22 protein-coding genes and 1 tRNA gene are annotated in these 26,496 nt (G+C 58.2%); 16 read left to right on the plus strand and 7 right to left on the minus strand.

Going from position 1 to position 26,496, the window contains the following annotated elements:
- Positions 1-15 precede the first annotated feature (15 nt).
- Genes D7Y61_RS01995 through D7Y61_RS02005 form a run of 3 tightly spaced genes read left to right on the plus strand, consistent with a single transcriptional unit; the run spans position 16 to position 3,103 of the window.
- A complete protein-coding gene (locus D7Y61_RS01995) occupies positions 16-1,899 on the plus strand; it encodes a M61 family metallopeptidase (RefSeq protein ID WP_180864776.1) in 1,884 nt (627 codons plus the stop codon).
- A complete protein-coding gene (locus D7Y61_RS02000; protein WP_180864777.1) occupies positions 1,896-2,573 on the plus strand; it encodes a lysoplasmalogenase in 678 nt (225 codons plus the stop codon). Before D7Y61_RS01995 ends, D7Y61_RS02000 begins: the two co-directional genes overlap by 4 nt.
- Positions 2,574-2,596: 23 nt before the next feature.
- Positions 2,597-3,103: a hypothetical protein gene (locus D7Y61_RS02005; protein WP_180864778.1), complete on the plus strand. Its 507-nt coding sequence runs from the start codon at positions 2,597-2,599 to the stop codon at positions 3,101-3,103.
- A gap of 116 nt (positions 3,104-3,219) precedes the next feature.
- Here the strand turns inward: D7Y61_RS02005 and D7Y61_RS02010 are convergent, their stop codons facing one another.
- The 5 genes from D7Y61_RS02010 to D7Y61_RS02030 are packed head-to-tail and all read right to left on the minus strand — an operon-like array spanning position 3,220 to position 9,220.
- Positions 3,220-3,927: a hypothetical protein gene (locus D7Y61_RS02010; RefSeq protein WP_180864779.1), complete on the minus strand. Its 708-nt coding sequence runs from the start codon at positions 3,925-3,927 to the stop codon at positions 3,220-3,222.
- On the minus strand, positions 3,924-4,880 hold the full coding sequence (locus D7Y61_RS02015; RefSeq protein WP_180864780.1) for a hypothetical protein: 957 nt from the start codon (positions 4,878-4,880) through the stop codon (positions 3,924-3,926). Before D7Y61_RS02015 ends, D7Y61_RS02010 begins: the two co-directional genes overlap by 4 nt.
- Positions 4,881-4,926: 46 nt before the next feature.
- Positions 4,927-7,713, minus strand: coding sequence for a TonB-dependent receptor plug domain-containing protein (locus tag D7Y61_RS02020; protein WP_180864781.1), 2,787 nt, complete (start codon positions 7,711-7,713; stop codon positions 4,927-4,929).
- A 14-nt stretch (positions 7,714-7,727) separates the two neighbouring features.
- Positions 7,728-8,696, minus strand: coding sequence for a FecR family protein (locus D7Y61_RS02025; RefSeq protein WP_180864782.1), 969 nt, complete (start codon positions 8,694-8,696; stop codon positions 7,728-7,730).
- Positions 8,693-9,220 (minus strand): sigma-70 family RNA polymerase sigma factor, encoded by a 528-nt coding sequence (locus D7Y61_RS02030; protein ID WP_180864783.1) that lies wholly within the window; start codon positions 9,218-9,220, stop codon positions 8,693-8,695. The genes D7Y61_RS02025 and D7Y61_RS02030 overlap by 4 nt, the downstream gene beginning before the upstream one ends.
- Positions 9,221-9,458: 238 nt before the next feature.
- Between D7Y61_RS02030 and D7Y61_RS02035 the strand changes: the two genes are divergently transcribed.
- The 3 genes from D7Y61_RS02035 to D7Y61_RS02045 all read left to right on the plus strand — a co-directional run bounded on the left by D7Y61_RS02035 (position 9,459) and on the right by D7Y61_RS02045 (position 14,293).
- Positions 9,459-12,329 carry an autotransporter outer membrane beta-barrel domain-containing protein gene (locus D7Y61_RS02035; RefSeq protein ID WP_180864784.1) on the plus strand — a complete coding sequence of 957 codons (2,871 nt, stop codon included), beginning with the start codon at positions 9,459-9,461 and terminating at the stop codon, positions 12,327-12,329.
- Positions 12,330-12,427: 98 nt separating this feature from the next.
- Positions 12,428-13,432 (plus strand): 2-hydroxyacid dehydrogenase, encoded by a 1,005-nt coding sequence (locus D7Y61_RS02040; RefSeq protein WP_180864785.1) that lies wholly within the window; start codon positions 12,428-12,430, stop codon positions 13,430-13,432.
- Positions 13,433-13,750: 318 nt separating this feature from the next.
- Complete coding sequence (locus D7Y61_RS02045) at positions 13,751-14,293, plus strand: DNA N-6-adenine-methyltransferase (protein ID WP_180864786.1); 543 nt, start codon at positions 13,751-13,753, stop codon at positions 14,291-14,293.
- A gap of 90 nt (positions 14,294-14,383) precedes the next feature.
- Here D7Y61_RS02045 and D7Y61_RS02050 read toward each other — a convergent pair whose 3' ends face one another.
- Positions 14,384-15,574, minus strand: a complete 1,191-nt coding sequence (locus tag D7Y61_RS02050) for an ankyrin repeat domain-containing protein (RefSeq protein WP_180864787.1) — start codon at positions 15,572-15,574, stop codon at positions 14,384-14,386.
- 143 nt (positions 15,575-15,717) lie between these two features.
- Positions 15,718-15,900 carry a hypothetical protein gene (locus D7Y61_RS02055; protein ID WP_180864788.1) on the minus strand — a complete coding sequence of 61 codons (183 nt, stop codon included), beginning with the start codon at positions 15,898-15,900 and terminating at the stop codon, positions 15,718-15,720.
- A 577-nt stretch (positions 15,901-16,477) separates the two neighbouring features.
- Between D7Y61_RS02055 and D7Y61_RS02060 the strand changes: the two genes are divergently transcribed.
- The 10 genes from D7Y61_RS02060 to D7Y61_RS02105 all read left to right on the plus strand — a co-directional run bounded on the left by D7Y61_RS02060 (position 16,478) and on the right by D7Y61_RS02105 (position 26,481).
- Entirely contained in the window at positions 16,478-19,735 is a 3,258-nt protein-coding gene (locus tag D7Y61_RS02060; RefSeq protein WP_180864789.1) for a type ISP restriction/modification enzyme, read from the plus strand.
- Positions 19,736-19,934: 199 nt separating this feature from the next.
- Positions 19,935-20,021 (plus strand) — tRNA-Thr (locus D7Y61_RS02065).
- An 85-nt stretch (positions 20,022-20,106) separates the two neighbouring features.
- Positions 20,107-21,117, plus strand: coding sequence for a hypothetical protein (locus D7Y61_RS02070; protein WP_180864790.1), 1,011 nt, complete (start codon positions 20,107-20,109; stop codon positions 21,115-21,117).
- On the plus strand, positions 21,114-21,644 hold the full coding sequence (locus tag D7Y61_RS02075) for a hypothetical protein (RefSeq protein WP_180864791.1): 531 nt from the start codon (positions 21,114-21,116) through the stop codon (positions 21,642-21,644). The genes D7Y61_RS02070 and D7Y61_RS02075 overlap by 4 nt, the downstream gene beginning before the upstream one ends.
- Positions 21,645-21,757: 113 nt before the next feature.
- The gene (locus D7Y61_RS02080) at positions 21,758-22,102 is read left to right on the plus strand and encodes a hypothetical protein (protein ID WP_180864792.1); all 345 of its coding nucleotides are present in this window, start codon (positions 21,758-21,760) and stop codon (positions 22,100-22,102) included.
- 138 nt (positions 22,103-22,240) lie between these two features.
- A complete protein-coding gene (locus D7Y61_RS02085) occupies positions 22,241-22,696 on the plus strand; it encodes a hypothetical protein (RefSeq protein ID WP_180864793.1) in 456 nt (151 codons plus the stop codon).
- A 520-nt stretch (positions 22,697-23,216) separates the two neighbouring features.
- On the plus strand, positions 23,217-23,381 hold the full coding sequence (locus D7Y61_RS02090) for a hypothetical protein (protein ID WP_180864794.1): 165 nt from the start codon (positions 23,217-23,219) through the stop codon (positions 23,379-23,381).
- A gap of 24 nt (positions 23,382-23,405) precedes the next feature.
- Positions 23,406-25,112, plus strand: a complete 1,707-nt coding sequence (locus D7Y61_RS02095; protein ID WP_180864795.1) for a phage/plasmid primase, P4 family — start codon at positions 23,406-23,408, stop codon at positions 25,110-25,112.
- Between the two features lie 125 nt (positions 25,113-25,237).
- Positions 25,238-25,498, plus strand: coding sequence for a hypothetical protein (locus D7Y61_RS02100; RefSeq protein ID WP_180864796.1), 261 nt, complete (start codon positions 25,238-25,240; stop codon positions 25,496-25,498).
- Entirely contained in the window at positions 25,495-26,481 is a 987-nt protein-coding gene (locus tag D7Y61_RS02105; protein ID WP_180864797.1) for an ArdC family protein, read from the plus strand. The genes D7Y61_RS02100 and D7Y61_RS02105 overlap by 4 nt, the downstream gene beginning before the upstream one ends.
- Positions 26,482-26,496: the final 15 nt, after the last annotated feature.

Here is a 26,496-nt window from a genome sequence, read left to right on the forward strand (position 1 = left end):
GTTGGAACCTGCCCGATGAAGACCCGAGCCCTGGCGATGTCATTGCTGTTTGCGCTGGCGGCCACGCCTGCATTTGCGCAGACCTCGCCACAGGCCAACGCGGCGGCTCCCGGCCTGCTGCGTATCGACGTGGATGCACGCGACCTCGCGCGCCGCATCTTCAAGGTCACCGCCACGGTGCCGGCCAAGCCCGGCCCGATGACCCTGCTTTACCCGCAATGGATTCCCGGCAACCATTCGCCCACCGGCCCGATCGACAAACTGGCCGGCCTGCGCGTGACCGCCAACGGCAAGCCGCTGGCCTGGCAGCGCGACCAGTACAACGTCTATGCGTTCAAGGTGGACGTGCCCGAGGGCGTGAGCGAGATCGTCGCCCACTTCGATTTCCTGTCCTCGCAGGGCGGCAGCCAGGGTCGGGTCGTGATGACCCCGGAAATGCTCAACCTGCAGTGGAACGCCAATTCGCTGTATCCGGCCGGCGTCGATGCGCGCAACCTGCAGGCGCAGGCCAGCGTGACCCTGCCCAAGGGCTGGTCGTTCGCCACTGCGCTGGAGACCGCGCGCCGCGACGGTGACACTGTGGTGTTCAAGCCGATCTCGTATGACCATCTGGTCGATTCGCCGTTGTTCGCCGGCGAGCATTACCAGCGCATCGATCTCGATCCGGGCGCGAAGGTGCCGGTGCACCTCAACGTGTTCGCCGACGAAGCCAAATCGCTGAAGCCGAGCGAGGCGCAGATCACGATGCACCGCGCGCTGGTGCAGCAGGCCGACAAGCTCTACGGTGCGCGTCACTACAACCACTATGAATTCCTGCTGGCGTTGACCGACCGCCTCGGCGGCATCGGCCTGGAGCACCACCGTTCCAGTGAGAACAGTGCCGACCCGGGTTACTTCACCGAGTGGGACAGCAACGCGTGGATGCGCGATCTGCTGCCGCACGAATACACCCATTCCTGGAACGGCAAGTACCGTCGCGGCGCCGATCTGGCCACCGCCAATTTCAACGTGCCGATGGGCGACAGCCTGCTGTGGGTGTACGAGGGCCAGACCCAGTTCTGGGGCCAGGTGCTGGCGGCGCGTTCGGGGCTGTGGTCGGCCGCGCAGGCGCGTGACATGCTGGCCAATGTGGCCGCGACCTATGACCGTGGCCGGCCGGGCCTGGCCTGGCGCCCACTGCAGGACACCACCAACGACCCCACCATCGCCCAGCGCCGCACCTTGCCGTACCGCAACTACCAGATGAGCGAGGACTACTACTCCGGCGGCCAGATGCTGTGGCTGGAGGTGGAAGGCAAGCTGCGCGAATTGAGCGGCAACCGCCGCAGCCTGGATGACTTCGCGCGGGCGTTCTTCGGCGTCGGCAATGGCGACTGGGACGTCAACCCGTACACCTTCGACGATGTGGTGGCGACCTTGAACGGTATTGCGCCGTATGACTGGGCGGCGTTCCTGCGCGGCCGTCTCGACGGGCACGGATCGCTGACCGGCGGCCTGGAGCTGGCCGGCTGGAAGCTGGTCTACCGCGATACCCCGAACGATGCCTACAAGGCGCAGGAAAAGCGCGCCAAGGCGGCATTGCTGGCCTACTCGCTGGGTGCGACCGTGCTCGACAGCGGCGTGGTCGGTGATGTGATCTGGGACAGCCCGGCATTCAACGCAGGGCTGGCGCCGGGCATGAAGGTGATCGCCGTGGGTGGCCGCGAATACAGCAGCCAGCGGCTGAAGGATGCGGTAGCCGCTGCGGCCAAAGACAAAGCGCCCATCGTGCTGCTGGTGAAGCAGTTCGACCGCATCGAAACGATGAACATCGACTACCACGGTGGTCTGCAGTACCCGGTGCTGGAACGCATCGCCGGCAAGCCCGACCGTCTTGCCGACCTGTGGAAGGCACGATGACGCCGCGCATCCGCGATGCCGTGATCCTGGTGACGGCGATGCTCGCCATCGTCGGCGCGTACCTGCACGGCGACGGGCGCTGGCTGCACTGGCTGGCCAAGCCCGCCACCACGCTGCTGATCGCCGCCATCTCCTGGCACGTGCGTGATCCTGCGCAGCCGTTCTACCGGCGCGCGGTGCTGGCCGGCATGCTGCTGTCGAGCGTGGGTGATATCGCGCTGATGCTGCCGATCGACGCGTTCGTGCCGGGGCTGGTCGCGTTCCTGTTGGCGCACCTCTGCTACATCGTCGCCTTCCGCGATGGCCTGCGTGCCGGGCGTGGGCTGCTTGCCGCCAGCGTCCTGCTCGGCGCGTTCGCTGTACTCAATGTATTTGGCCTGTGGCCGCACCTGCCCGCACCAATGCGCATTCCGGTGCTGGCGTACGTGGTGGTACTGGCCTCGATGGCGGTGCTGGCCCTGGCACGTCAGTGGCGCCGGCCACAGCCTGATGCCGTGGAAGCCCGAAGCGCCCGCTGGGCCGCGGCAGGTGCATTGCTGTTCGTCGCCAGCGATTCACTGCTGGCCTGGGACCGCTTCGCCGGTGGCCTGCCGCTGGCCAGCCTGCTGGTGTTGTCCACCTACTACGGCGCGCAGTACGCCATCGCGCGCTCGGTTGTGCCTGGCCATCGGTAACCTGGCCTCGTTATGATTTTCTGATGGATAGGGAAATCAACGCGCTGGCTGCAGCTATCGATGCCATCCGGGCGGAGTGGTCAGGGCCCCGGGTCGCCATGCATCAGCATGGGGAGTGTCCTTTCCTGCTTCGATCTTCCTTTGTACAACGCAGTGCTGCGGTACCAGCAGACCGACGATTTCAGGGCTGTTCAGCGCAGTTGCTCGCATTCTGGGACAGGTACGCTTCGGCGGAATTGTTCAAGGACGAGCAATTCGGTCAATGGGGCATGGAGATGCTCAGCGTCGAGGATGCACACGTTCAGACGGCCATTCTGGCTGGTTCGCGTCCGTTGGATTTCCGGAGCGGCGATGTCGTATTTGGTCGCTTCTACGGCGACTCAGATCTACTGGTGCTGAACGCCTTTGGCACGGTGCTGGTCTGCCTGCCTTTGGACGAGCGAAAAGATTGGCCTGAAGCATCGGACTCGCTTGCAGGCTTCCTATCCCGGCTGCATGAAGCCCAAGGTTCCAAGTACTGGGAGTTGTGATCCATCGAGGGTATCCGCATTGGCTGCCCGCTGGTTCAAGTCTTCTCGTCACAGAACAAATGGCCTTGCTCTACCTGCTGGAGTAACGGCTGCCAGAGCTGGATGGGCCGCGTTGCCTACTGGCGACTTACGCCGCGGGCGTTGCCCTGTGCGTCGAACTGCAGGCGCACCGATTCGCGATCACCGGCCACTTCGTCCGGCAGCCATACCAGTTTGCCGGCTTTGCGCACGATCACGTAGACATGGCCGACTTCGGATGCGGGGTTCTGCAGCGCATTGCGCTGTTCCTGCAGCGCTCTGGCCACGCGTGGCACGGCATCGAAATCGATGCTGGCCAGAGGCGTGCTGCTGCGTTGCAGGCTGATGGTGGGAGCGAACTGTTGTGGGTTCACTGGATTGCCCTTGCGCCATTGGCCACGCTCGAAGTGGTAGCTGTCGACGTGGGTTGGCTGCTGTGGATCGACCAGATCCAGGTTGATGCGACCATCATCGTAGAAGTGAATGCTGTGGAAGACCGTCAACCGCTGTCCGGCCAGTCCCGGCAGCTGCTCCAGTGCCTGGCGCGCGGCCTGCAGATAGTCCGCATCGAACAGATGGTTGTTGCGTTCGGGAATGGGAGCCGGCCGCGGATCGGGAATCGGTGCAAGCGATGCGGGTTTCTCGCGCGACGGCTGCGTACCGATGGGTGCTGGCAACCGGTCGCGTTGCACCGAGTGGCCCAGCGTTTCGCCGATGGTCTGCATGGCGCCGCCAGCAACGGCCACGCCGGCCAGCACCAGCAGTACCAGCGAGAACAGCAGCCGCGTGGAGGGCGGCTGTTTCATCCTCCCTCCAGGCGCACGTTGCTGCGGTCATCCGGGTCGTACAGCAGCGTCACGTGCTCGCGCGGGATGTTGGCCAGTTCAATCAGCGGGATGAAACGGCGCACGCGGGCCTGCTGCACGTTGCCTTCGCGGTCGATGTATTCCAGCTGGAACTCCACCTGCGGTTGTTCGTTGAGGTAGGTGCCGGTCTGACGCACCTTCACCACCCTGGCCTCCACGCCGATGCCGCGATACTTCAGCGCATCGCCGCGGGCATCGGCGTGCAGCAGGCGGCCGAGCAGGCGCAGGCCCAGCGCATAGCCACACAGCACCAGCGGGCACACCAGCAGCGGGTGACCGAACGACAGGAAGGTCCAGCCCAGCCCCTCGCTCTGCAGCCGGTAGGCCCCCACATAGGCAGCTGCAACGGTGGCGATGCCGAGTGCTGCACCGATGCCCCGCCGCCACAGGCCGGCGACATCCAGTTCAGGCTGGGCACCGTCCAGCACGATATTGGGGAATGCCCCGGGCGTCCGGCCCAGGCGCGCATCGATGTGCCTGCCCACCTCGAAGCGATGCAGCTGGGGTTTGCTGTCGACCACCAGCATCTGTTCGCGGATCGGCGTGCCGGACAGGTTCTTGAAGGACAACTGCAGTTTCCATTGCGCGAAGCCGCGCACCTGCACGCCGGTCTGTTCGGCCTGCTCGATCAGCGCACTGCGCGGTTCACCGTCGACCAGGATCGACTGCACCCGGTGCAGTGCGCGCGGCGGCCCCAGCAACAGGTAGTGCAGGAAGGCGAGCAGCAGAGTCAGCCACAGCGCCAGCGACAACGCGAGCAGCAACAGTGCCTGCCACGGTGCACTGCGGTCGACCAGCGCCACCGGCCACGAGGTACCGAGATAGAGGATGCAGGGGAAGGGCAACGCGAAGAACAGCAGGAACGCGCCCCAGAACCAGAGATAGGCTTTCATGGGGGAAGGGGACCGCGGTGGAACAGGGCGCGTAGATTACTACGCTTCAGCGGAACTGCAGGGTAAGCAGGTAATAGCGACCGAGCGGATCGTCCAGCCCTGGCATCTGCCCGCCGTTGCCGACCAGGAAGTTCACCGGTTGTGCATCGAGCACATTGTGCACGTCCAGCGCCGCGACGATGCGTGGGCCGAGGCGGCGTGCCAGGTGCAGGTTCCAGCGCAGCTGGCGTGGATTCATGCAGTGGTTCTGTTCGACCTGATCCTGCGGGCACTCGGCCCCGGGCAACCAGGCACGGGTGCGACCGACCTGATTACCGCGCAGGGCGATGTCCCAGTTGCTGTTCTGCCATTGCACGTTCAACACCGCAGCCAGCTCGGGTGTCACGTGGCCGCGCAGGTCCACGGCGGCCTCGTGGTCACGGCGGCGACGCAGCTCCTGCTGTTTCAGTGCATCGAGCGACAACAACCACTGGCCGTTGCTGCCGCTGTCGATGCGGTACTCGCCACGCAGCACCCAGTTGCGGGACGTGGTGCGGCCGATGTTGTCGAATGACAGGTGCAGGCTGCTCAGGTGGCCGTCTTCATCCAGTTCCCAGGTGCTGCGATTCCACACCGCGTCGCTCGGCTGCAAGGCGAGGATCTCGTTGCGCAGTTCCACGATGTTGTGGGTCAGCGACAGCGAGAACGTGTCGTTGGGCGTCCACGTGGCCGCCAGCGAATGGCTGCGCGATCGTTCGGCCTTCAGTGCATCGTTCTCAACCACGTTGGCCGTGACGCTGCAGCCGCCACCGCGTGTAGCGATTGCACATTCCGGAAGCGCACTGGACACCGGAAGCGTGATCGAGCCGAAGTAGCCGGGAGGCCGCCGTTGCTCGAACAGGCTCGGCGCACGGTAGCCGCGCCCGCTGGCCAGCAGGAACGACCAGTGGGGTGTCGGGCTCCAGCGCAGCCCGGCACGTGGCGAGAATGCCATGAAGCCGCCATCGCGGTCCCAGCGTGCAGCCAGGTCCGCGCGCAGCGTGGGTGCCAGCGGCAGGCCCAGCTCGGTGTAGACGCCACTGCTTTGTCGTGACAGTTGGCGTTGCTGCTGCGGCAGGCCCAACGCAAGGTCGCCCTGGCTCAGCAGCGCGTCCGGACGCGAGACCCAGCGTTCATGGCGCAGGTCGATGCCGGTGGCCAGCTGCGCATTGCCCCCGGGCATCGCCATCAGCTCACGCTGCACGCCCCACCAGCCCTGCCATTGTGCGGTGCTGCCGCGGTTGCGGATGGATGGAAACAGCGCGTCCACATCTGCTGCCGGCGGCGCGTCGAAACCCGGAGTGAACCTGCGTGCCTGTGTTGCTTCAAGCAGGCGCGTCGTGCGCACGGTACCCGCAGTGGACAAGGTGACTTCGCTGCGCTGCGCGCTGATGCCCGCCTCCCAGCTGCGTCGGCCCTGGTCACGGCCGATGCCGAAGGTGATGTCCGCATCGGTGGCGCGGACGCTGGGGCGCACGTTGCCGGCCTCGCGCAGCACACTGTTGAAGGTGATTCCCCGCGAGACCACCGCAACGGCAGTCGGGCCCAGGTCGAAGCGCTGGCGGTTGTGACTGGCCCGTGCCTCGACATAGGCATAGCGCCCCTCACCACGTTCATGCCGGTAGCGCAGGTAGGCCGATGCAGTATCCGAGGCGGGCTGCAACGAGCGCGGCCGCGCGCTGTCAAACCAGCAGCCATCCTCGCGCCGCTTCAGGGGCGGCTCGCAGCGCCGCGCGGGCACGTACCAGTTGCCGAAGATCGCGCCGATCGGATACAGCGAGGTTTCCGCATGCCAGTCACGCTGGTCTCCGGCGACGTGCTCGACACGGTGCAGATCGAGGCCGGCGAACCAGCGGTCCCCGTTGCCGCGCGCGCCGCCGGTGGCGGCCTGCAGGCGGTACTGGCCGGCATCACCGCGGCTGCTCAGGCCGGTCTGCAGCATGGCTTCGGGCCCATCGGCCTGGTCGCGCAGGATGATGTTGACCACGCCGGACATGGCATCGGCCCCATAGATGGCCGAGGCACCGCCGCGCACCAGTTCGATGCGGTCGACGAAGCTCAGCGGAATGCCGCCGAGGTCGGTGAGCCCGCCTTGTTCCAGCGATACCATCGGATAGCGGGGCAGGCGCCGGCCGTTGACCAGGAACAGGGTGGCACGCGGTCCCATGCCGTCGAAGCTGGTGGTGGCTGCAGCACCGACCGGCAGGTACTGCGAATCACCGCTGCGTGCGCTGCTCATTGCGGGCAGGCCATTCATGCCGGGCAGATGCCGCAGCAGGTCGAACAGACTGCCGTAGCCACTGCGCAGGATGTCGGAGCGGTCGATCGTGGTGACCGGCAGCGTGGTCTGTACCGAGGTGCGTGGCAGGCGGCTGCCTGTGACGTGGATCGGCGCCAGTTCCACCTGGCGCGGCGATTCGGGGAGGCTGTGCAGAGGTGCCGGCGCCGCCACCGGGGCGGGTGCTGCAGCGATGGGCGCGGTGCGGACACGGCGAACCACGAAACCACCAGACGGCGTGCGCAGGATGGTCACCGGCATGCCGGCAACCAGCTGTTTCAGGGCGCTGGCCGGATCGGTCTGGCCATGCGCGCCGTCGGTGCGAAGCCCTGACAGCTCACGGCCATCAAACATCAGGGCGATACCGCTCTGCCGTGCCCATTGCTGCAATGCCGATGGCAAGGGGCCGGCGCCGATGCGGTAATCGTGGGCGGCAGCGGACTCACCGGCCATGGCCGCAGGCACTGCCGCCAGCAGCAGCGCCACGCACAGCAGCGGCCGGAGCAGCCTCCACTGCAGCGCGCCCGGTCCTGCCATCACCGCAGACCTCCTCAGTACGTGCGGCGCAGTTCCAGCGCGCCATCCGGGCGCGTCTGGCCAGCGACGGACCAGCCCAGTTCCAGCGCGGACAGCAACTCCTGTGCATCGCCTGCGCGGAACGTGCCACTGACCGCCAGATCGGTGATCTCCGGATCAGCGATCACCAGCGGTGTACGGCCATAGCGGTTCATGCGTTCGACCACGATCGACAGCGGCGTGGCATCGAATACCAGTTGCCCATGCAGCCAGCCCTCGGCCGACGCCGTAGACGACAGCGCCGGGCCGGGCTGGATGCGCCCGGACGGCAGTACCTGCAGTTGCTGGCCGGGTGCCAGCGTGTGCTGGGCCACACCGCTGCTGACCTCCACCGCACCTTCCAGCAGCGCGACTTCGACCAGACCATCCTGCAGGCGTTCGACCTGGAAGGTTGTGCCGATATCGCGGATCGTGCTGCTGCCGGCACGCAGCTGCAGCGCCTTGCGCGACGGCGCGACCTGCAGCTGCAGGCGGCCGCGTTCGAGGTCCAGCTCGCGATGGCGCCAGCCGAAGCGGGCACGCAGCGCGGTGCCGGCATCGAGCGTGACCACGCTGCCATCGGCCAGCGTCAGCTGTTGCGGCAGATGGCCGTCATTGGCATAGCGCTGGGGGGCGGGATTGCCATCCACGGCCACCATCCAGCCCACGCCGATGGCGAGGCAGACGCCGGCGGCGGTGGCGAGCGCAGGCAGCCAGCGGCGTCGGGGCGGTCGCGCCGCGCGTGCCGCTGCGGTGCGCAGCCAGGGATCAGCGGCCAGTCCCTTGCCCTGCTGGAACAGGTTCTCGGCCTGCACCCAGGCTTTGACATGGGCAGGATCTTCAGCCAACCAGTCTTCGAACGACTCGCGCTCGGCCGACGTGCAGTCCGGGGCTTCCAGCCGCGCCACCCAGGTGCTGGCACGCTCGAACAGCGAGGCGTCTTCCCTGTGCCGGTGGCTGTTCATTCCGCATCCCTGTCGTTGTGCAGTGGGTCCGGTCCCAACTCCTGGCGCAGGCCCTGCAGGGCACGGGCGATGTGTTTTTCCACGGTCTTGGCTGTAATTCCACAGTGCCGCGCGATCTGTGTATAGCTCATGCCGGTGATCCGGTTGAGCAGGTACACCTCGCGCGCGCGCTCGGGCAGTTTGAAAAGGGCCTGCCGCAGCAGGGAGAGCATCTGCCCGGACTCGGCCTGGCGCAATGGATCCGGTGACGAGCTGGTGGGCTCGTCACTGCCATCGTGCTCGGCCAGTGACAGATGCGGTCGCGATTGCGGCGAGCGGCCGCGATCCGCCAGGCGGTTGCGGGCGATACGATACAGCAGCAGGCGCAGTTCGTCGGGGCCGTGCGCACGATAACGGATCAGCCGTTCCATGCAGTCCTGGGCGATGTCCTCTGCATCCTCCGGCCCGACGCCCCGCGTGCGCAGGAACGCGCACAACGGTGCCCGTTCTTCGCGCACGAACGCGATGAAAGCGTCCGCAGGCACGGGCGGCTCCGGCACGTGATGGATCAGGGGGGACGGGGCGGACAGGGCTAGCCTCGACAGACATTGGCGGATGCGTCATCGAGTTTTACGCGACGATGACCGGATGGGGAAGAGTGTGTAGTACTGCGCGTTTCATTGTGAATGCGTTCATGTTTATTGGCCGGGCAGGCTGGGGGAGTTTGCGGTACTCCGACGTTTGACTCTTTACCCGCGTGTTGCGGGTGGAGAGAGAGAACGTATGAAGCATTCGAAGTTGAGCCTGGCCCTGGCCGGGCTGATCGGCGTTGGCGCCATCGCGGCAGCTGATGACGTCATGGCAATGAGTTATCACGTGCAGGACGATCGCGTTTTCCTCAGCGGCGGTGTCACCGTCGCCGATGTGGTGGCGCTGCCCGCACTGCTGGCCAAGGCGCAGGCTGAAGGCCGTCCGATCCGCGAAGTCGTGCTGCGAACGTCCAACGGTGGCGCGCTGATCGCCGGCGAGTGGCTGCAGGCGGTGATCCGTACCCAGGGCCTGGACACCATCGTGTCAGGCCACTGCATTTCGTCCTGCTCGATCATGCAGTCCGGTGGCGTCAACCGTTACCTCGGCGGCGATCTGCCGCTGGTCGACTCGGTGCAGATCCATGCCGCCAGCAGTGGCGGCAAGATCACCTATGCGCCGTCGGCACGCATGACCCAGATCTACACAGGCAACTACGGTGGCGGCATGGATGCGGGCCTGTTGCACAAGGCCATGTACGAAGTGGTGCAGCCCAATGGCCTGCTGGTATTCCGCGACCCGGCGCGCACCACGGGTACCTCGGTCACCTTCGATCCGGATGGCAGTGGCAGCAAGCTGGAGTCATTCCCGGGCCAGGACATCCGCAGCAACAAGATCATCACCGCGAACGGTTACCGCGATCCGGGTGACACCCTCAACGTCACGGCCAACGTGAGCGGCGACATCAACCCCGGTTACCTGCGCACCGGTCGCCAGCTGCAGACCTTCGTCGACGACGATTTCGCGCGCTGGAACACCGACTGGGCCAGCACCTACATCAACTATGCGGTGAGCCTGTACAACTTCTCCACGCGGGGGGCGAACGGTATCGGCGCACAGTCGTTGCAGCAGCTGCTCGCGGACCCCGACCTCCAGGATGAACTACGCGGCCAGCTGCGGCTGGCCGATCTGGATGCTTCGACCCTGGCCAACTCCGCCGGCGTGATCCGTGTCAGCAATGGCGCCACCTGGCGCACCGCCGAAACCACCGGTGCCGATTTCATTCTGGTGGACAACGGCACCATCGCACTGGAGGGGGGGGCGCTGCGCGCCCCCGAGCTGCGGGTGATGCCGGGCAGCATCGTGGTCGGCCACGGTGATATCGCATCGGTCGGCACCGACAGCGATGCGCTGCTGAATGGCACCGGCCCGTCCTACCGCGAAGATGGCTTCAACCGCCTGCGCGTGTTCGGCGCGCTGATGCCGCGCGGCGGTGATCTGGTCACCCACGGCTACGTCAACATCATGCCGGGCGGCCAAGTGCTGTTCGATGTTACCGAAGCCGGTGGTACCGGCAGTGGTCGCCTGCGCGTCGGCAGCTTCTACGATGGCGGCACCGAGGAGGGTGCGCTGGTGATCGCGCAGGGCGCACATCTTGCGTTGAATGTGGCCCAGGGCTTCTATGCCGGTGCCTACCGCCGCGATCTGGTGGAAGGGCCGATCTACCAGGAGGGCTTCCAGGATGTCGTGCGGCTGGGCGATGCCGGCTACAGTGCCAGCATCACTGCCGGTGAAGTGTTCCGTCCGCGCCACAATTCGCTGCTCAGCTTCAACGTCAACCAGACGGCCGACGGCCTGTGGCTGACCGCCAACCCGGGCTTCGACCAGCTGGGGCTGTTTGCCAACGGTACCTCCGGCGACGGGCTGGGGCGCGCGCTGGCAGCAGCTTCGGACCGCCAGGACAGCGGCCTGAAGTCGCTGCTCGGCGCGCTACAGTTCGCCGACCGTGATGTGATCGCGCAGCAGGCCGGTGTCCTGCGTGGTGACGCGCACGCCAGCCTGCGACTGGCCGACAATGCACTGATCGGCAGCATCGGCAACGTCGTGCAACAGCACCAGGCGGCGATGCGCAGTGGCGGTGATGCAGACGGGCTGGCTTCGCAGGCTGCGCAGTCGGTCTCGTCGCAGCCGGGCATGCGCCATGGCAGCCTGTTCAACCAGCTGGCCATGCATCTGGTCGAGCCGGCCGGCGGCAGTGCTGGCGGCAACGAGGCCGGGCACAGCCGTGGGCTGTGGGCGCGCGGTTTTGCCAGCCATGGCCGCATCGATGCTGACGGCGGCGTGGCCGGCCTGAGCCACAATGTCGGTGGCATCGTGATCGGTGCCGACACCCGCGTGGCCGATGACCGCGTCACCCTGGGTGTCAGCGTGGCGGCGGCCGATATGTCGACCAAGGCCAGCGACGGCTCCGGCTTCAGTGGTGACGTGCGCGCGCTGGACGTGGGCGGGTACCTGGATGCGACCTATTCGCGTGGCTACCTGTCGGCGGCCGTGCGCTATACCGATCTGCGCCATGACACCCGCCGCAGTGTCAGCGGCATCGATGGCCTGCAGCAGCCATTGCGTGCGAAGTACAGCAACGATGCGATCTCCGCGCGTGTGGAACACGCGTTTTCGTTCACCACCGGCAAGGGGCTGGTGATCCAGCCGTTGCTGCCGGTGGTGGACTACGCGCGTACCTCAGCCACCCGCTTCAACGAAGGGCAGGGCGCGGGTGCGCTGGTGGGCCGCAGCGGCAGCCTGGAGAGCATCCGCGTGGGTGCGGGTCTGCAGCTGTTCAAGACCTTCGAAGGCAACAACGGCGAGCGCATCACCCCGCGCGCGCGGGTGGTCTGGCAGAAGGAACTGGGCGATTCGCAGGCCCGCTACAGCACCGGCTTCGCCGCGGCACCGGATCTGGTGTTCGGCGCCAGCAGCCAGGCGGTGGGCGAGCAGGTGCTGGCCTGGAACCTGGGCGTGACCAGCCGTGCCAGCGAGCGCCTGTCGATCATGGCCGACTACGTGGGCGAGCGCCGCAGCGGACAGATCCAGAACGGCGTGATGCTGGGTCTGGGCTACAGGTTCTAAGCGGCACGTGGCACCGGCGATGCCTGCATCGCCGGTGCCATCCCCAGAGGGTGCGTTGCTGCGGTATGGTCGGCGTGGCATTCCACCCAGGCCCGTCCATGCAGATCGCCGTCTTCAGCGCCCGCCCCTATGATCGTCGTTTCCTTGAGGAGGCCAACCAGCGCGATGCCGCTGGAAAGGGCTTTGCGTTCGTCTATTTCGATGCCGCGCTGGATGTGCATACGGCCGCGCTGGCGCAGGATTGCGCCGCGGTCTGCGTGTTCGTCAACGACCGGCTTGATGCGCAGGTGCTGCGCGCGCTGCACGCGGTGGGTGTGCGGGCCGTGCTGCTGCGCTGTGCGGGCTTCAACAATGTGGATCTGGGGGAGGCGAAAGCGCTGGGCCTGTTCGTCGCGCGTGTGCCGGCCTATTCCCCCGAAGCGGTGGCCGAACATGCACTGGCGCTGGTGATGACGCTCAACCGGCAGACCCATCGTGCCTACAACCGCGTGCGCGAGGGCAACTTCATGCTGGATGGCCTGCTCGGGCGCACCTTGCATGGCCGCACGGTCGGCATTGTGGGTACCGGCAAGATCGGGCTGGCCACCGCGCGCATCTTCAACGGCATGGGCTGCACCGTGCTGGGGCACGATCCTTATCCGTCGGCTGCGTTCGGCGGTATCGGCGATAGGGCCGGACTGGATGAACTGCTGGCGCGTGCCGACATCGTGTCGCTGCATTGCCCGCTGACGCCTGAGACCCACCACGTGATCAATGATGCGTCGCTGGCGCGGATGAAGCCGGGCGCGATGCTGGTCAATACCTCGCGCGGCGCACTGGTCGATACCCATGCGGTGATCCGCGCGCTGAAGTCGCGCCGCCTCGGTCATCTGGCCATCGACGTGTATGAGCAGGAAAGCGCGCTGTTCTTCCAGGACCTGTCCGGTGAGATCATTGACGATGAGGCCTTCCAGCGCCTGATGACCTTCCCCAATGTGCTGGTAACCGGCCACCAGGGCTTCTTCACGGTGGAGGCGCTGCAGGAGATCTCGGCCATCACGCTGGGGAATCTGCGGGATTTCGTGGCCGGGCGCGCGTGCGGGAACCGGGTGGAGGCGGGCTGAGCCGGGTGGATTGACCGCCGGGGCGCCCAGCCCGTAAAATCGCGGGCTCCGCCGGAATAGCTCAGTTGGTAGAGCGGCGCATTCGTAATGACAAGACGCCCCGTTTTGTTCACCATCGATTCAGTAAAACGCGACCTAAGTCCTTGATTTGTCGTTCCGGTGACCATTCCTGGGACGGGGCAAAGCAGCAAAAAACGGCAAAGATTGTCCCAGCTTTGTCCCAGCCCTCCCGGCGCACGTTCTAGTGGACCGCTCTCTGTGATTCGCTTTTAATCTCCTCACCGCAATCAATTCCGGTTGCGCAAAACGAGGAGACTTATGAACAAAGCGAATTACGCAAATGCAATCGAAACCACCACCACCTGGTTGACCCCGAAACGCATCATTGAAGCCCTAGGGCCTTTCGATCTCGATCCCTGCACTCCCGTAGAAGGGATGCCTTGGGCGACGGCAGAAGAGATGTGGACGCCGTTAGAAGATGGGTTGGAAACGCCCTGGTCGAAGAAGAAGTTTGTTTGGCACAACCCGCCTTACGGAAGGGGTCAGGAAGCCTGGATGGAAAAGGCTTCCACCCATGGCAACAACATCACGCTGGTCTTTGCTCGCACCGACACCCAATGGATGCATCGATTTGTCTTCAATCATGAAGAAGCCCGCGCTGTTCTGTTTACCGAAGGCCGTTTGAAGTTCTGCAATTCCAAAGGCATTGAAGGACAAGCCTCTCCCGCTGGATCTATCTTTATTGCTTATGGCATGCAGGCGGAGAAGCGATTGAAAAAGGCCTGGCTCAATGGCGACATTGATGGGCATTTCTTGTCACTCAATCGAATGAGTCAGATGCGGCTTGATCTGGATCTCTAACGCTTCACTGAAAACAAGGAATTGGCGATGAGCCAGTTGAACTAAAAAGGCCCCAGCAACGGGGCCTTTTTCTTTTCCGATGTTACACGTTTATAGGGCAAAGCCGCGTTTGAACTCTTGCTTTCTTTGAGGGCTCCCCGATTCAAGAGTTGGCGCTTTGAGATATTCTTTGAAGTGATTTTTCAAGTCAAGATGCTCGATCATTTGTTTCGCATTGGAATATTCGTTCTGCCACTTGTTGATATCCGCACCGAATTGAATCATTTTTTCGGCAATTGCAATGTTTTTCACTGCTGCTATCGGATCATGATCATCTCGATTGCGCTCAACTCTCTTGAACACTTCCGTCAGCGGAGGGGCGCTGAATCTGTCGTCTGTTTGATCGAAGTCGAAACCTGAATTTCCAAGCAATTCGACCATTTCCACGCTATTGCACCAAAAAGCCATGCCCCGGTCGTGATATTTCGGACTCGGATCGATGCTCGCCCCTTTCTCGATCAAGTATTGAACTTTTGAGAGATCATTGTGAGCAACTGCATGCGTGAGCGGGGACTCTTCGTCTGTAAAGTCCAGGTCAGTCACGTGTTTTTCAATGAAATGCTCGAAAACATCCCGATCTCTGATGTCGTGAACAATTGGATATCTTCGTTCGCGCTCCAATCTCTCATAGTCTTTCTTATGGATGTTGTCGTAATCATCCTTCTTGCAATGATATTTGCCGTTGACATCCGCGCCTTTGCGAATCAATGAATCGATAAGCTCTACGTCGTAGTTAGCCGCTTTCCCGCTGTCGCTCAAATCATTGACTTCTTTGATATGAGTGTTGAGTCGATATGTCAGATGATCAAGATCTAAACGTTCGGCTTTATCCGCGTCAGCTCCCAAATCGATCAACAATCGTTTGGCTTCGGGATTGACTTGCTCATCGCGGAGATAGTCGTTGTTTCTATGCCCGTTCGGACTGCATCTATCCACGAAAACCATGTGAGAAATGAATTCTTCATCAATGTCTTCCGCTTTGATTTGTTGTTCAAATACTATTTCATGCAGCCTCTGTATTTCATACGGGGAATCGGAGTGGTGAAAGGAAAGAGGATCTCCGGATTTCTCGTGTTGTTGTCTGAGATGCCTCTCTAACACTCCTAAATTTTCAAGTTTGTCGTAAAGGCTTATCTCGCCACTTGTTGAATTCAATTTTAAGTTATCCAGGGCCACGGCGCGTTCTTTCGCTGACGCCGAATTCTCTTCATCGTTAAAGAAGCTTTCTATACTTTTACTCATCGTTTGTTCTCCGTTTCAAAAAAGGCGGATTGCCTCCTTTTCACATTGAACGCGAATCCGTTTTTGTCAATGGCTTTTCTGCCGCCCATAAAAAAGCCCCCGGAAAAAGGGGGCGGCTGTGGTTCAACTGGACGGGAAAAGGTTTAATTCGTCATAGACGAGCGAACAGCTTCACTGAAATTACGCAGATTTTCCTTGTCATGCCAGAAAGATTGGCGTTGACCGACTTTGGCTAAAACATCATCTAAACGTTTGCCGGAAGCGACTTGTTCGTCAACGTAACGACCGGTCAGCGCTAAACCCATTTCTATTTCTTTGATGTTCATATTCATTCTCCTTTTCCAAAAAGGCGGATTGCCTACTTTTAGGATGAATGCAATTCGGTTTTTGTCAACAGGTCTCCTGTTGCCCAAAAGAAAGCCCCCTTTCGGGGGCAGTTGTGGTTCCTCTTTAAAACCACATCCCCACTCGTGGGGCGAAGTGTCAACGGGAAAATAGGAGATAAAAAACCGCTGACTCTGTGAGACTAGATCGGATTCGTCGTTTGTCAACCTCTTCTATTCTTTGTCGGCGTGCGGATAAATGCATGTGAATAATTTATGCTCTGCCCCTCTAGCTTAGCTCGGAGTCGGGAGGGGCGTTGTTGGTAGGAAAATTCCTAATGAAATGCCTTTCTTGTTCAAAGTGATATTCGGCGCTCGGTGTTGAACTGGATTTCGTCAGCCTGGATGGACAATCCGTGTCCACATCTCTGATGTATGAGGTTACAATCGACTTCTGCCGCCGTTGCTGACGCAGTTCCTGGATTGGAGCGGATGAGCCCTGGTGGGTCGCAATGATGCAGCTAACTCGATTTTGTGCGTTTGACCGCAACGAACTGAAAGACTAAGAAGGGCATAAATAATGAATGCAGCCGCTAGCCTTGCGCTGTGCCAATTCGCCGAATCAATTAAGCAGAAATTTGCTACGCACATTTCCGGCGAACCAGAGGACCAAATTCGGGCTCCCTTCGAGCAGCTTCTGGGTGACATGGCTAGAGCACTAGGAATTGCCGGGATCATCCCTGTGGGTGAAACGCGGCTCAGCAACGGAATCGGTCGCCCTGATTACAGTGTCGCTAGAGACAAGCTGACTTGCGGTTACGTAGAACTTAAGGCCCCTGGGAAGGGGGCAGATGTAAGCCAATTCAGCGGGCACGATAAAAAGCAATGGGTGCGCTTCAGCAACCTTCCTAACATCATCTATAGCGACGGGCACCACTTCAGCCTCTATCGCACAGGGGAACTGATTCATCGATGCTCTCTGGCTCAAGATCCTCGCCAAGCCGGACAAATCGCTGTTGATGAGGATAGTTGTGAGCAACTGCTCAAGCTATTGCGCGATTTCTTCGAATGGGAACCGATAGTTCCTAGTAATGCGAAGCAGTTGGCAAACTATCTGGCACCACTATGCCGCACACTTCGTGACGACGCGCTGGACACGCTTAAGAACAACGTTCCTGCGGTCGTGTCTGCGGCGAGGGACTGGAGAAATTATCTATTTCCAGGTGCTAACGACGCTCAATTCGCGGACGCGTATGCGCAGACAGTGACGTTCTCCCTCTTGCTCGCTCGCTCGAATGGCAGTGACACGCTCTTTATTGATGATGCTGTCGCATCGCTTACGCACGCCAGTAGCTTGCTGTCACGCGCGCTGCAAGTGTTGACTGATCCTCTGGTTAAAGAGCACCTAGGAGCAACCCTCGACATGTTGATGCGTGTCATCAACAAGGTTCCAACCGGAACTATGAGTGGTGGTCGGCGTGATCCATGGCTCAATTTCTACGAAGATTTCCTTGCTGAGTATGATCCCAAGTTAAGGCGGGATGCTGGTGCGTATTACACCCCTGTCGAGGTGGTGAAAGCTCAAGTATGTATCGTCGATGACCTTTTGAAAAAACGGTTCGGAAAAAAATTTGGCTTCGCTACGGGCGGAGTCAATGTATTAGATCCAGCTGTGGGGACTGGGACATACCTCCTGGGTGTGATCGAGCACACTTTGGACGATGTGGAAAAGAATGAGGGTCCAGGAGCGGTAGCTGCTCGCGCTGACGTGCTTGGCGGCAGTCTGTACGGGTTTGAAATAATGGTTGGTCCGTATGCTGTGGCATCCCTTCGTCTGACCCGAATGTTGCAACAGTATGGCGGTCATCTGCCGGGTGATGGCACCCAAATCATGCTGAACAATACTTTGGAGTCGCCGCACGAAAAGATTCCGGAACTTCCGTCTTTCTATCTTCCTATTGGTCTTGAGCACAAGCGTGCTAAGCGAGTGAAAGAAGCCGTTCCAGTCTTGGTGTGTCTGGGTAATCCGCCCTACGACAGGCACGAGGCGTCTACCCTTGAAAACCAAGCAATGACCGGAGCATGGGTGCGCTGGGGGGAGAGTAAGAACGGGCAGGATGCAATTCTTAAAGACTTTATTAGTCCAGTAATAAGGGCAGGGAAGGGCGGTAGTCTCAAGAATATTTACAATCTCTATGTCTATTTCTGGCGCTGGGCGCTTTGGAAGACGTTTGAGCACGATCTGGCGACCGGGCCTGGCATTGTGAGCTTCATCACCGCGAACTCATTCATCGATGGAGATGCATTTCTTGGAATGCGTCGCCACATGAGGATGCTCTGTGACGAGATATGGATCATCGACTTGGGAGGGGAGGGTCGTGGCAGCAGGCAAGATGAGAATGTGTTTTCGATTAAGACCCCTGTTGCCATCACGGTTGCGGTCCGATACGGGAAGTCAGACCCCGGAGTTCCCGCAGTCGTCCGCTATTCACGAGTGGAGGGTGGCCGGGCTTCTAAGCTTCATAAGCTTGAGTCTATGAAATCGCTTGCAGAATTGGAGTCGAAAGAAGCGTCATCTGACTGGGATGCACCATTTAGACCTGCCGGTAGTGGTGAATACTTTAATTGGCCGCTGCTGACAGATCTCATGCCATGGCAGCAATCGGGAGTGAAATGTGGACGGACTTGGGTTGTCGCCGCTGACCGGGCGACACTGGAGAAGCGCGTAGCGTGCCTGCAGACTTCTGAAAAGGCCGAGCGCTCGCTGCTATTCAAAGACTCTCCGACAGGCAGGAAATCAGGTGACAATGTAGGAGCTATTTATCCGGCTCCATCTGAAAAGGTCCGGATTTGCGATCTTACCGCTACGTCAACTCTGCCGGTAATTGAGCGCTATTCGTTTAGGGCTTTTGACAGGCAATATGTAGTCGCCGATGGCCGATTTTTGGATAGAGCGAGCCCGATGCTGTGGACGACTGCCTCTGAAAAGCAAATCTATCTCGCAAGTCAGTTCACAAGCGTCCTGGGCTCAGGATCTGCTATGGTGGCGAGTGCAGAGATACCAGATTTGCATTTCTTTGCCGGGAGAGGCGCAAAAGACATTATCCCGCTATACCGAGATTCCAAAGCCACGCAGCCAAACATACATCCAGAGCTTCTGCCCACTCTGGAAGAAATGTATCAGGTCCCGGTTAGTCCTGAAGATTTTGCTTCCTACGCCTATGCACTGCTAGCTCATCCGAATTTTTCCGACAGATTTAAGACTGAGCTTGAAAATCGCGAGGTGCGACTGCCTTTAACTTTAGATGCAGATCTCTTCAAGAGAGTCGCTAGAGTGGGGCGTGAGCTGATATATCTTCATACTTATGGTGAGCGGTTCAGTAAAGAGTATTCATGGCCTGCCTCAAGCGCAAAGTATTTGACCGGAGTTGATTCAAGGGCGATGCCTGAGGATTGCATCTTCGATGCAAAGACAAAGACCATTAGGATTGGTGATGGTGAGTTTGGACCTGTGAGCAATGATGTTTGGGCGTATGAGGTGTCTGGACTAAAAGTCGTCCAGTCGTGGATTGCATATCGACTAGCCAATAGAAAAGGTAAGAAGTCCTCCGCCTTGGATGAGATAACTCCCGCCGGATGGTCCAGCGAGTTGTCAACCGAATTCATCGACTTGCTAACGATCTTGGAGCGCACTGTAGAGCTGCAGTTGCTGCAGGAAGAGTTGCTCGATGAGGTGGTTTCTGGATCACTCGCCACCAAGGATTTCAGCCTAGTGCCTGAGGTGTATCGCAATCCGCCCCGTGCCAGTGCCTCAGGTAATCACGATTTGGAGCTGTAGTAGGCATGTGTTCACCCCTCTGACTTGATAGCCCTAGATCAGCGCTGCCGTTAGCGGCGCTAGGCTTCACAGGGTCGAACTGCCCCTCCTTACCGTCCAACACAGCAGTCATTGTGGTCCGGAGGAGCGGCGACCCGATTGCGATCAAAGCGACAGGCGCTTGCAGGGACGCCCACCTTCCGTTACACTGCACCGCTCAGCCGGATTGCCCGAGTGGTTGAAGGGGCTACATTCGTAATGTAGATGCGCAAGCACGTCGCAGGTTCGAATCCTGTGTCCGGCACCAAATTTGAAGCCCCCGGCGAAAGCCAGGGGCTTTTTTTTGGCCGATGCCAGCCGATAAAGAGTGTTTGAAGCTAAGGAGCAGCGCTGTGACCCGTATCAAAGACTACATTCGTGAAGTGATGAAGCAGAACGAGGCAAGGAAGATTGCTCTTACTGCTCCCGATGAGGCGTTTACCAACGCAGATCACGAGGTGGACAACGATTGGTTGGCCTCTCTCCAAGCGACTGAGTTGCATATCAAGGACGCTATGCGGCGTTGGTTCTTAGCTCGGTTCTGTCATCCTGCACAAGCAGGATACGATTACAGCGATCAGACCGGTTATTTGTTTCTTGACGGTGGTCCGTTCAACGCCCAGGATGAGATTTTTAACCGTTTTCAAGGTTATGTAGATGACTCACTGATAGCCGAGGTCTGCGAAGAGCTTGTGCAAGAGTCAGGCGAATACTGGGCACCCACAGCTCTCATGCAGTATCGACAAGACGAGGACGTTGATGTTGATGAGCGCAGCGACGTTATGCAGCGCTTGGATTTCAGAATCAGTCGCTTGCATGACATTATGCAGCTCGAAGGCGATTTCGTGGCGGAGACGGCTGCAAGGAACCTCATCTATGCAGCTGTTTTCTCCGCACTCGAAACCTTCTTGTGGGAGACACTCGTTTACTGGATTGAAGTAGATGAACGGGTGATGCGGAATCTTCTTTCCAAGCATCCTGTTTTCAAAGCAAAAACGTTCAGCTATGACGATATCTTGGATTCCAAAGACCCGGTTGGTGACGCCAAACTGGCCATCCGCACGCACCTGCAAAATGTTGTTTGGCATCGGTGGGAGCGAGTTTCTAAACTTTATTCAGTTGCGTTCAGAATGGAGTTCCCCGACCCATTTGAATTAGAGGGACCTTTGGAAATTCGGCATGACATTGTTCACCGTAGCGGTGTATCTGCTGAGGCGGGTCAGGAACGAATCGTGTCATGGCAAGAGGTCCAAGACTTGTGCCGCGTCGTCATGAACTTTGCGAACCTGCTTGAAAAAAATATCGCAGAGGCCTTTGTTAATTTGGACAAGCCACAGCAAATGAATAAAGGTCAAAAGCGATGAACTTCCACATCCTCGCTCTCTCCACCGCTGAAATCGTCCAAACCACCTTTCCTGGTCGTGTCACCTTGACCCCCGCAGAAGTGGCCCTGGTGCTCTTCGGCATCGGTGACAAAAGTGGCGCACAGCGCGTCAGAGAGCGTTTGGATAAAGGCAGTCTGTTGCCGGGGTTGAAGAAGAGCGGAGGGCGCTGGCTTATCCCCGTGGCTTCTCTTGTCGCGAGCCTTGAAGCCCTGGAAAAGCCGGTGCCAGCAATGATGGAAGAGAGCAGGGGCAACCAAGGGCCGGTCTACATCCCCATGCGCTCGGGGACTCATTTGAAGCAAGGACGTTCGAAGAGCCGTATTGGACACCGCCCCGGCATTCTTGCGATGCAGTCCACGGAAGCCTGGACCAGCGTTTGGAAGAAGTATGATGCGTTGGAGATGATTCGCGATCAGGCCGAACGCCGGATACTTCAAGAGGATCTTCGGAAAAACGTCCGCGCTACTTCCGGTGCTAACAACGGAATTCAAGAAGAACGATTTTAGGCGAAATTAATTTTTTCAGTCTCAGCCAGTGAGACGCCGATTCGATATGCTTCTTTCTGCCCCGATTGGCGGGCGTTGAAAGGAATGTTATGAGTCTAAATGCAAATTCGCTGTTGAATCTTCATATCAACAAGGCAGTGGTAAGTGCGTTCTTTGAGAATGACTTCCAGCAGATGATCGAAAGACTGAAATCTCAGCCGCTAGACGGTAGACGTGAGTATGATGTGATGACGCACCATCTCGGATTGTTTTTTGGCATGCACAGCGAAAGATACAGTCTTGATGAGTTTATGGTTCACTGGGAGCAAGATGATATCTCCACCAAAGTTTGCACCGGAACGAATTTGGTCGCAGTGAGTTGCAAAGGCATCGTCTTTGATGAATTTAATTTGAGTGAAGAAGCCTTTGTTATTCTAGTTGAGTTCGAGAGGCTTCGGAAATACTTCCTCAATTCATGAGAGTCCTAATGAAAACCGTTCCCTAAAAGCCCCTTCACCGGGGCTTTTTTGTTGCCCTTTCATTGACAAAAGCCGGATGTGGCATAGGTTTAAAGAGTGGAATATCCCACTTGTTTAATAATTGGAGGTTGTGTGTCAATGAAATCAGTCAGCGCACTATTCTTAGCCCTTGCTTTAACCGCCCCAGGCCTCTCCCAGGCTTCGGAAACCTCAGCTCGCGTCTACGGAAAGCAACAAGCGCTTTCCCAGCAGAACGTGAAGCTGGGGGAAGTGCTCTATGTTCAAGAAGTCCGTATTCAAGACCAGAGCTACCGCCTCAACACGGGCTCAGCAGTCGGAGCATCAACCGGCTACTTGCTCAGCAAAAACCGCAGTGGCACCGAAAGGACGATTGCGGGGCTGGCTGGGGGAGCTATTGGCACTGCCGTGCAGCGACAGGTGACGAAGCGTAGAGCGGTCGAAATCTACATCCGTTTGGAGGGCAAGAGCGATATCTTCTCAGTCGTTCAAGACGATGACCAAGTGATTCGCCCTGGGGATCACGTCTTTGTCAGCGGAAGAGGTAATCAGATGCGTGTCACGCCATTGAGGTAATGACAAATGTGTTGCAGAAAGAACAAAGCCCCCAATCGGGGGCTTTTTTATTGGCTGACAGTCCTTGCGCACCAATTTCTCTAAGTTGTCTCTGCGTTGTCTACAAGCTCTATTTTTGAACGTGTAGAAGTCGAATCCATTGCGGCACTAGGCTTTAGAAGGTTTTTCTACATGTTCTACATGTTTCCAGGTAATTGTTTTAAACGTAAAGATCAGATCATGCTTTCAAGAGTGATCACCAATCAATCAATTTTCCGTATGGATAATTCTCAAGCCATCTTATAGAAACTTGTAGAAAGCGTTGAATCCTTTGTGCCCCAATGCTTTCCGTTTCTCTATGTTGAAAAAGCAAACCCAGAGGTAACCCGGAGACAACTTAGAGAATCTTTAACTGCCACATTAAAAAACGAGAAGTACTGACCAAATCTATCAATTGGGTTTCATTTTGTTAGTTTATTGTTTTGACAAATATTTTATTCGTCGTAACGTAGCTACAAGGATTTCATAAAAAGGTATGACTATGAAGAGAGAAACGGAAATGAAAAGCAAAGAGAAGGTCTTTCGATTTCGAGTGTCTGACGAAAACTTGCGTCGATTTAATCAGATGGCGGAGCAAGAAAAAGTGACGCTATCTGAGTTGACTCGGCGTTTGCTTGAAGAGCATGCCGCTCAGTTTCAGGCATAAAAAAACCCCTCCTGGCAGAGGGGTGTGAATAAACAACAATTACAAAGGGTGAAAAATATGCAATTACAAGAAAATAATAGCGCGCATGCGGGATTTGTCAATGGTTCTGAGCAAATTGATATCGACTCTTTTGATTTATCTGACGCTGAATTCAAAGAAAAATACGGAGAAAAAAATCACGGTCTAGGAGCTGGAATCATTGTTGATAAGACCAAGAAAGCGGTCACTAAAAAGAGTGGTTTAAGCGATGTTGCACTCAAAGCTAAGGGCGATGCACTTTTGGCCGAAGGTCAGGTCAAAACACTTCTTCCAAAGGCTCCGCGTCAAGGCGCCAAAGACGATCACGTTTCAACTCAGTTCGTTGAATCCGTCATGTTCACACGCCCGGATTTGAGCGCTTATCGTCTCGATGACGAAACAATGATCCATCGCTGGACCGGAAATCACTATCAGTCCCTAAGCACCAAAGATGGGGTGAGTGAAGCGTTGGCATGGCTGCGGAAATACCGTCGAAAAGATGCAACAGAATCGAAGGCGAGTGAAGCATGGCGCTCGCTTGAAAGCACACTTCGATCAGAGCGTTCGTTCACTGACTATGCGTTCGGTAATGAAAAGGTGATTCCTTGCCTGGACGGCTATCTGCATCTTGATAAACAGGGCGATATCTCTTTTCACAACCCTGATCGCAAATTCGGATTCCGGCACCTCATTCAAGTCCGATGCGGATTGGAAGAAGGGGGTCGGTTAGAGCCGAAGTCGCTTCGTCCTGAATCTCTGTTTGCTCAATTCCTCAATCATGCTTTCCCAGAAAAAGAAGTTCAAGCGTTCGTGCAAGAACAGTGTGCTATGACCTTCTTGCCCATCAACTACCAAATGTCAGCATGGTGGTATGGAAAAGCAAAAACGGGGAAATCAACGCTGAAAGACCTAATGGCGCTGTTCCATCCGCGCCGAAGCGTGGTTCAAATGAAACTTAACGAGATCGATGTTCCCTTCAATACTCAAAGACTTTTAGGTGCGAGCTTGATCACGACAGACGAAGTGAAAATGGAAGGAAAGTGGCATGAAGAGTCTTGGAAATCGATTGTTTCGCAAGCGCCAATGACTATCGCCAGAAAGCATAAAGAGTCTATCAATAACTATGAAATTAAGGCGAAATGGATCGTCTGTTCGAACCAATCCCCCAAGATTTCTGACGATAGTGAGGGAGTGTGGCGTCGGCTGAGTATTGTCGAATTCAAGAACGTTATTGAAGGTCCGAACGTTGACGATTACCACAAAGTCATGTTTGAAAAGGAAGGTTTTGAAATCTTGCAATGGATTTTGCAAGGGGCACAACGACTGATTCGGCGCGGCCATTTCCTTCCTGAGAATCAGTGGCCGGAAGCGTGCAGAAGAACAAAGGGCGCGGCGAGAACGGAAGCGAATACAGTGACGCATTGGTGTGAAGAAGACGCTGTATCGACTTGCGGAACGTTTACGGATAAAGCGCAAATCTACGAGCGTTACTGGAAGTTCTGCAACGCAGTTCAAGTTGATCCCATGGCTCCCAACATTTTTTGGCGATACGTCCGCGCTCGGTTCACTGACTACCAAGAAAAGAAACTGAAAATTAAGGATTCCAGCGGACGATACGTCCAGCCGTATGTTGCCAACATTGCTTGGTGCGGAGACGTGGACAGAGAGCTTGAAGTCTTGAATGAAAGCGTGGATATCCCCTTCGGACTGTGAGAAGTCAGCGATGAGCAGCCAATAAAAAAGCCCCTCTCAACCAGGGGCTTTTTTCATGCCTGCTTGCCAAATCCTGTTCTTCTGTTAGTTGTTAAGCACTGTCCGCATTTGTATTGAGGTGCTTTATGTTGAACGAAAAGAACGGCGCGTTCGAAGAGCGCGCAATGACGCTGGAAGGCGCGTTGGAATCATTGGAGGTTGGAACGTCCTACATCGCAAAGATGGAGAGCGACGGGGTTCACTTCCTTAATGGCGATTTCTCGCATTTTTGGAACGAAGAGCAGATGGTTGCCGAGCTGGAAGAGCAGGAGTTCATTAAACTTTTGCTGTCTCATCTCCGAAACGGCCAGCAAATCATCCTCCTCAGAGAAGGAGACATTCGATGAGCCAGATGACCGATCACACTGAAAGAGTCGCCCAGCTCTTCATCGAGCTGATGCAGAAAGACCTAGCGCCTTTCCAACGCCCCTGGTCGCCGGGGCAACCGCGTCACACCGCCAACCTCGCGCCCGTGAACGGGCTCTCTGGACGCAACTATCACGGCGTCAACGCGCTCTACTTGCACATGCAGCAGCTCTACCAGGCCTACGAGTCCAATGCATGGATGACGTTCAAGCAAGCCTCTGACCTTGGAGGAAAGGTCAATAAAGGGCAGAAAGCCACCCAGGTAGAGTTTTGGGACTGGCCGGACAAGAAAGACGCCCAGGAGGGGGATGCGGAGGAGGAAGCCGTCCAGGGCCGCAAAGGCCCACGAGTGTTCTACGCGAACGTGTTCAACGCTTCTCAGATCTCCGGTCTTCCAGAGCGCTTCTATGCGCCTCCTACCGTGATGCCCGAGGAGTGGAGGCACGAAGAAGCCGAGCGCGTGCTGCGCGAATCCGGGGCCTCGATAAAGCACGATGGAGGGAACCAGGCGTTCTATCGCCCGATGACCGACTCCATCCACCTCCCTCAAATTCAGCAGTTCAAGAGCGCAGATCTCTACTACGCCACCGCGCTACACGAATTGGGGCACTGGACCGGACACCCGTCCAGGCTCAATCGAACCTTCGGCACGTTCGGTGATGAGCGATACGCGCAAGAGGAATTGAGAGCGGAGATCTTTTCCTACATGTCCAGCCAGCGGCTTGACCTTCCGCACGAACCAGAGCGGCACGCCGGATACGTGAAGTCCTGGATCAAAGTGGTTCAAGACGACCCGCGAGCCATCTTTAAAGCCTGTGCGGATGCGGAGCGCATCTGCAAATTCTTGGGCGTTGAGCAAGCCTTAGCAAAACGGGAAGCGTTCCAGGTTGAGGAAAAGAGCAACGTGATTGAGTTCCCTGCGCCGAAAGCGGTGAAGCGGAAGAGTAGGGGGATGGCGATGTAGTTGAACAGAGACAGA

Origin of the sequence: Stenotrophomonas maltophilia, from assembly GCF_013464485.1 — a bacterium.
GTDB lineage: Bacteria > Pseudomonadota > Gammaproteobacteria > Xanthomonadales > Xanthomonadaceae > Stenotrophomonas > Stenotrophomonas maltophilia_AW.

Bases quoted from the DNA above. Each gene is read 5' to 3' on its own strand.
- D7Y61_RS01995 (WP_180864776.1), top strand. From the start codon at position 16: ATGAAGACCCGAGCCCTGGCGATGTCATTGCTGTTTGCGCTGGCGGCC.
- D7Y61_RS02000 (WP_180864777.1), top strand. From the start codon at position 1,896: ATGACGCCGCGCATCCGCGATGCCGTGATCCTGGTGACGGCGATGCTC.
- D7Y61_RS02005 (WP_180864778.1), top strand. From the start codon at position 2,597: ATGGATAGGGAAATCAACGCGCTGGCTGCAGCTATCGATGCCATCCGG.
- D7Y61_RS02010 (WP_180864779.1), bottom strand. From the start codon at position 3,927: ATGAAACAGCCGCCCTCCACGCGGCTGCTGTTCTCGCTGGTACTGCTG.
- D7Y61_RS02015 (WP_180864780.1), bottom strand. From the start codon at position 4,880: ATGAAAGCCTATCTCTGGTTCTGGGGCGCGTTCCTGCTGTTCTTCGCG.
- D7Y61_RS02020 (WP_180864781.1), bottom strand. From the start codon at position 7,713: ATGGCAGGACCGGGCGCGCTGCAGTGGAGGCTGCTCCGGCCGCTGCTG.
- D7Y61_RS02025 (WP_180864782.1), bottom strand. From the start codon at position 8,696: ATGAACAGCCACCGGCACAGGGAAGACGCCTCGCTGTTCGAGCGTGCC.
- D7Y61_RS02035 (WP_180864784.1), top strand. From the start codon at position 9,459: ATGAAGCATTCGAAGTTGAGCCTGGCCCTGGCCGGGCTGATCGGCGTT.
- D7Y61_RS02040 (WP_180864785.1), top strand. From the start codon at position 12,428: ATGCAGATCGCCGTCTTCAGCGCCCGCCCCTATGATCGTCGTTTCCTT.
- D7Y61_RS02045 (WP_180864786.1), top strand. From the start codon at position 13,751: ATGAACAAAGCGAATTACGCAAATGCAATCGAAACCACCACCACCTGG.
- D7Y61_RS02050 (WP_180864787.1), bottom strand. From the start codon at position 15,574: ATGAGTAAAAGTATAGAAAGCTTCTTTAACGATGAAGAGAATTCGGCG.
- D7Y61_RS02055 (WP_180864788.1), bottom strand. From the start codon at position 15,900: ATGAACATCAAAGAAATAGAAATGGGTTTAGCGCTGACCGGTCGTTAC.
- D7Y61_RS02060 (WP_180864789.1), top strand. From the start codon at position 16,478: ATGAATGCAGCCGCTAGCCTTGCGCTGTGCCAATTCGCCGAATCAATT.
- D7Y61_RS02075 (WP_180864791.1), top strand. From the start codon at position 21,114: ATGAACTTCCACATCCTCGCTCTCTCCACCGCTGAAATCGTCCAAACC.
- D7Y61_RS02085 (WP_180864793.1), top strand. From the start codon at position 22,241: ATGAAATCAGTCAGCGCACTATTCTTAGCCCTTGCTTTAACCGCCCCA.
- D7Y61_RS02090 (WP_180864794.1), top strand. From the start codon at position 23,217: ATGAAGAGAGAAACGGAAATGAAAAGCAAAGAGAAGGTCTTTCGATTT.
- D7Y61_RS02100 (WP_180864796.1), top strand. From the start codon at position 25,238: ATGTTGAACGAAAAGAACGGCGCGTTCGAAGAGCGCGCAATGACGCTG.
- D7Y61_RS02105 (WP_180864797.1), top strand. From the start codon at position 25,495: ATGAGCCAGATGACCGATCACACTGAAAGAGTCGCCCAGCTCTTCATC.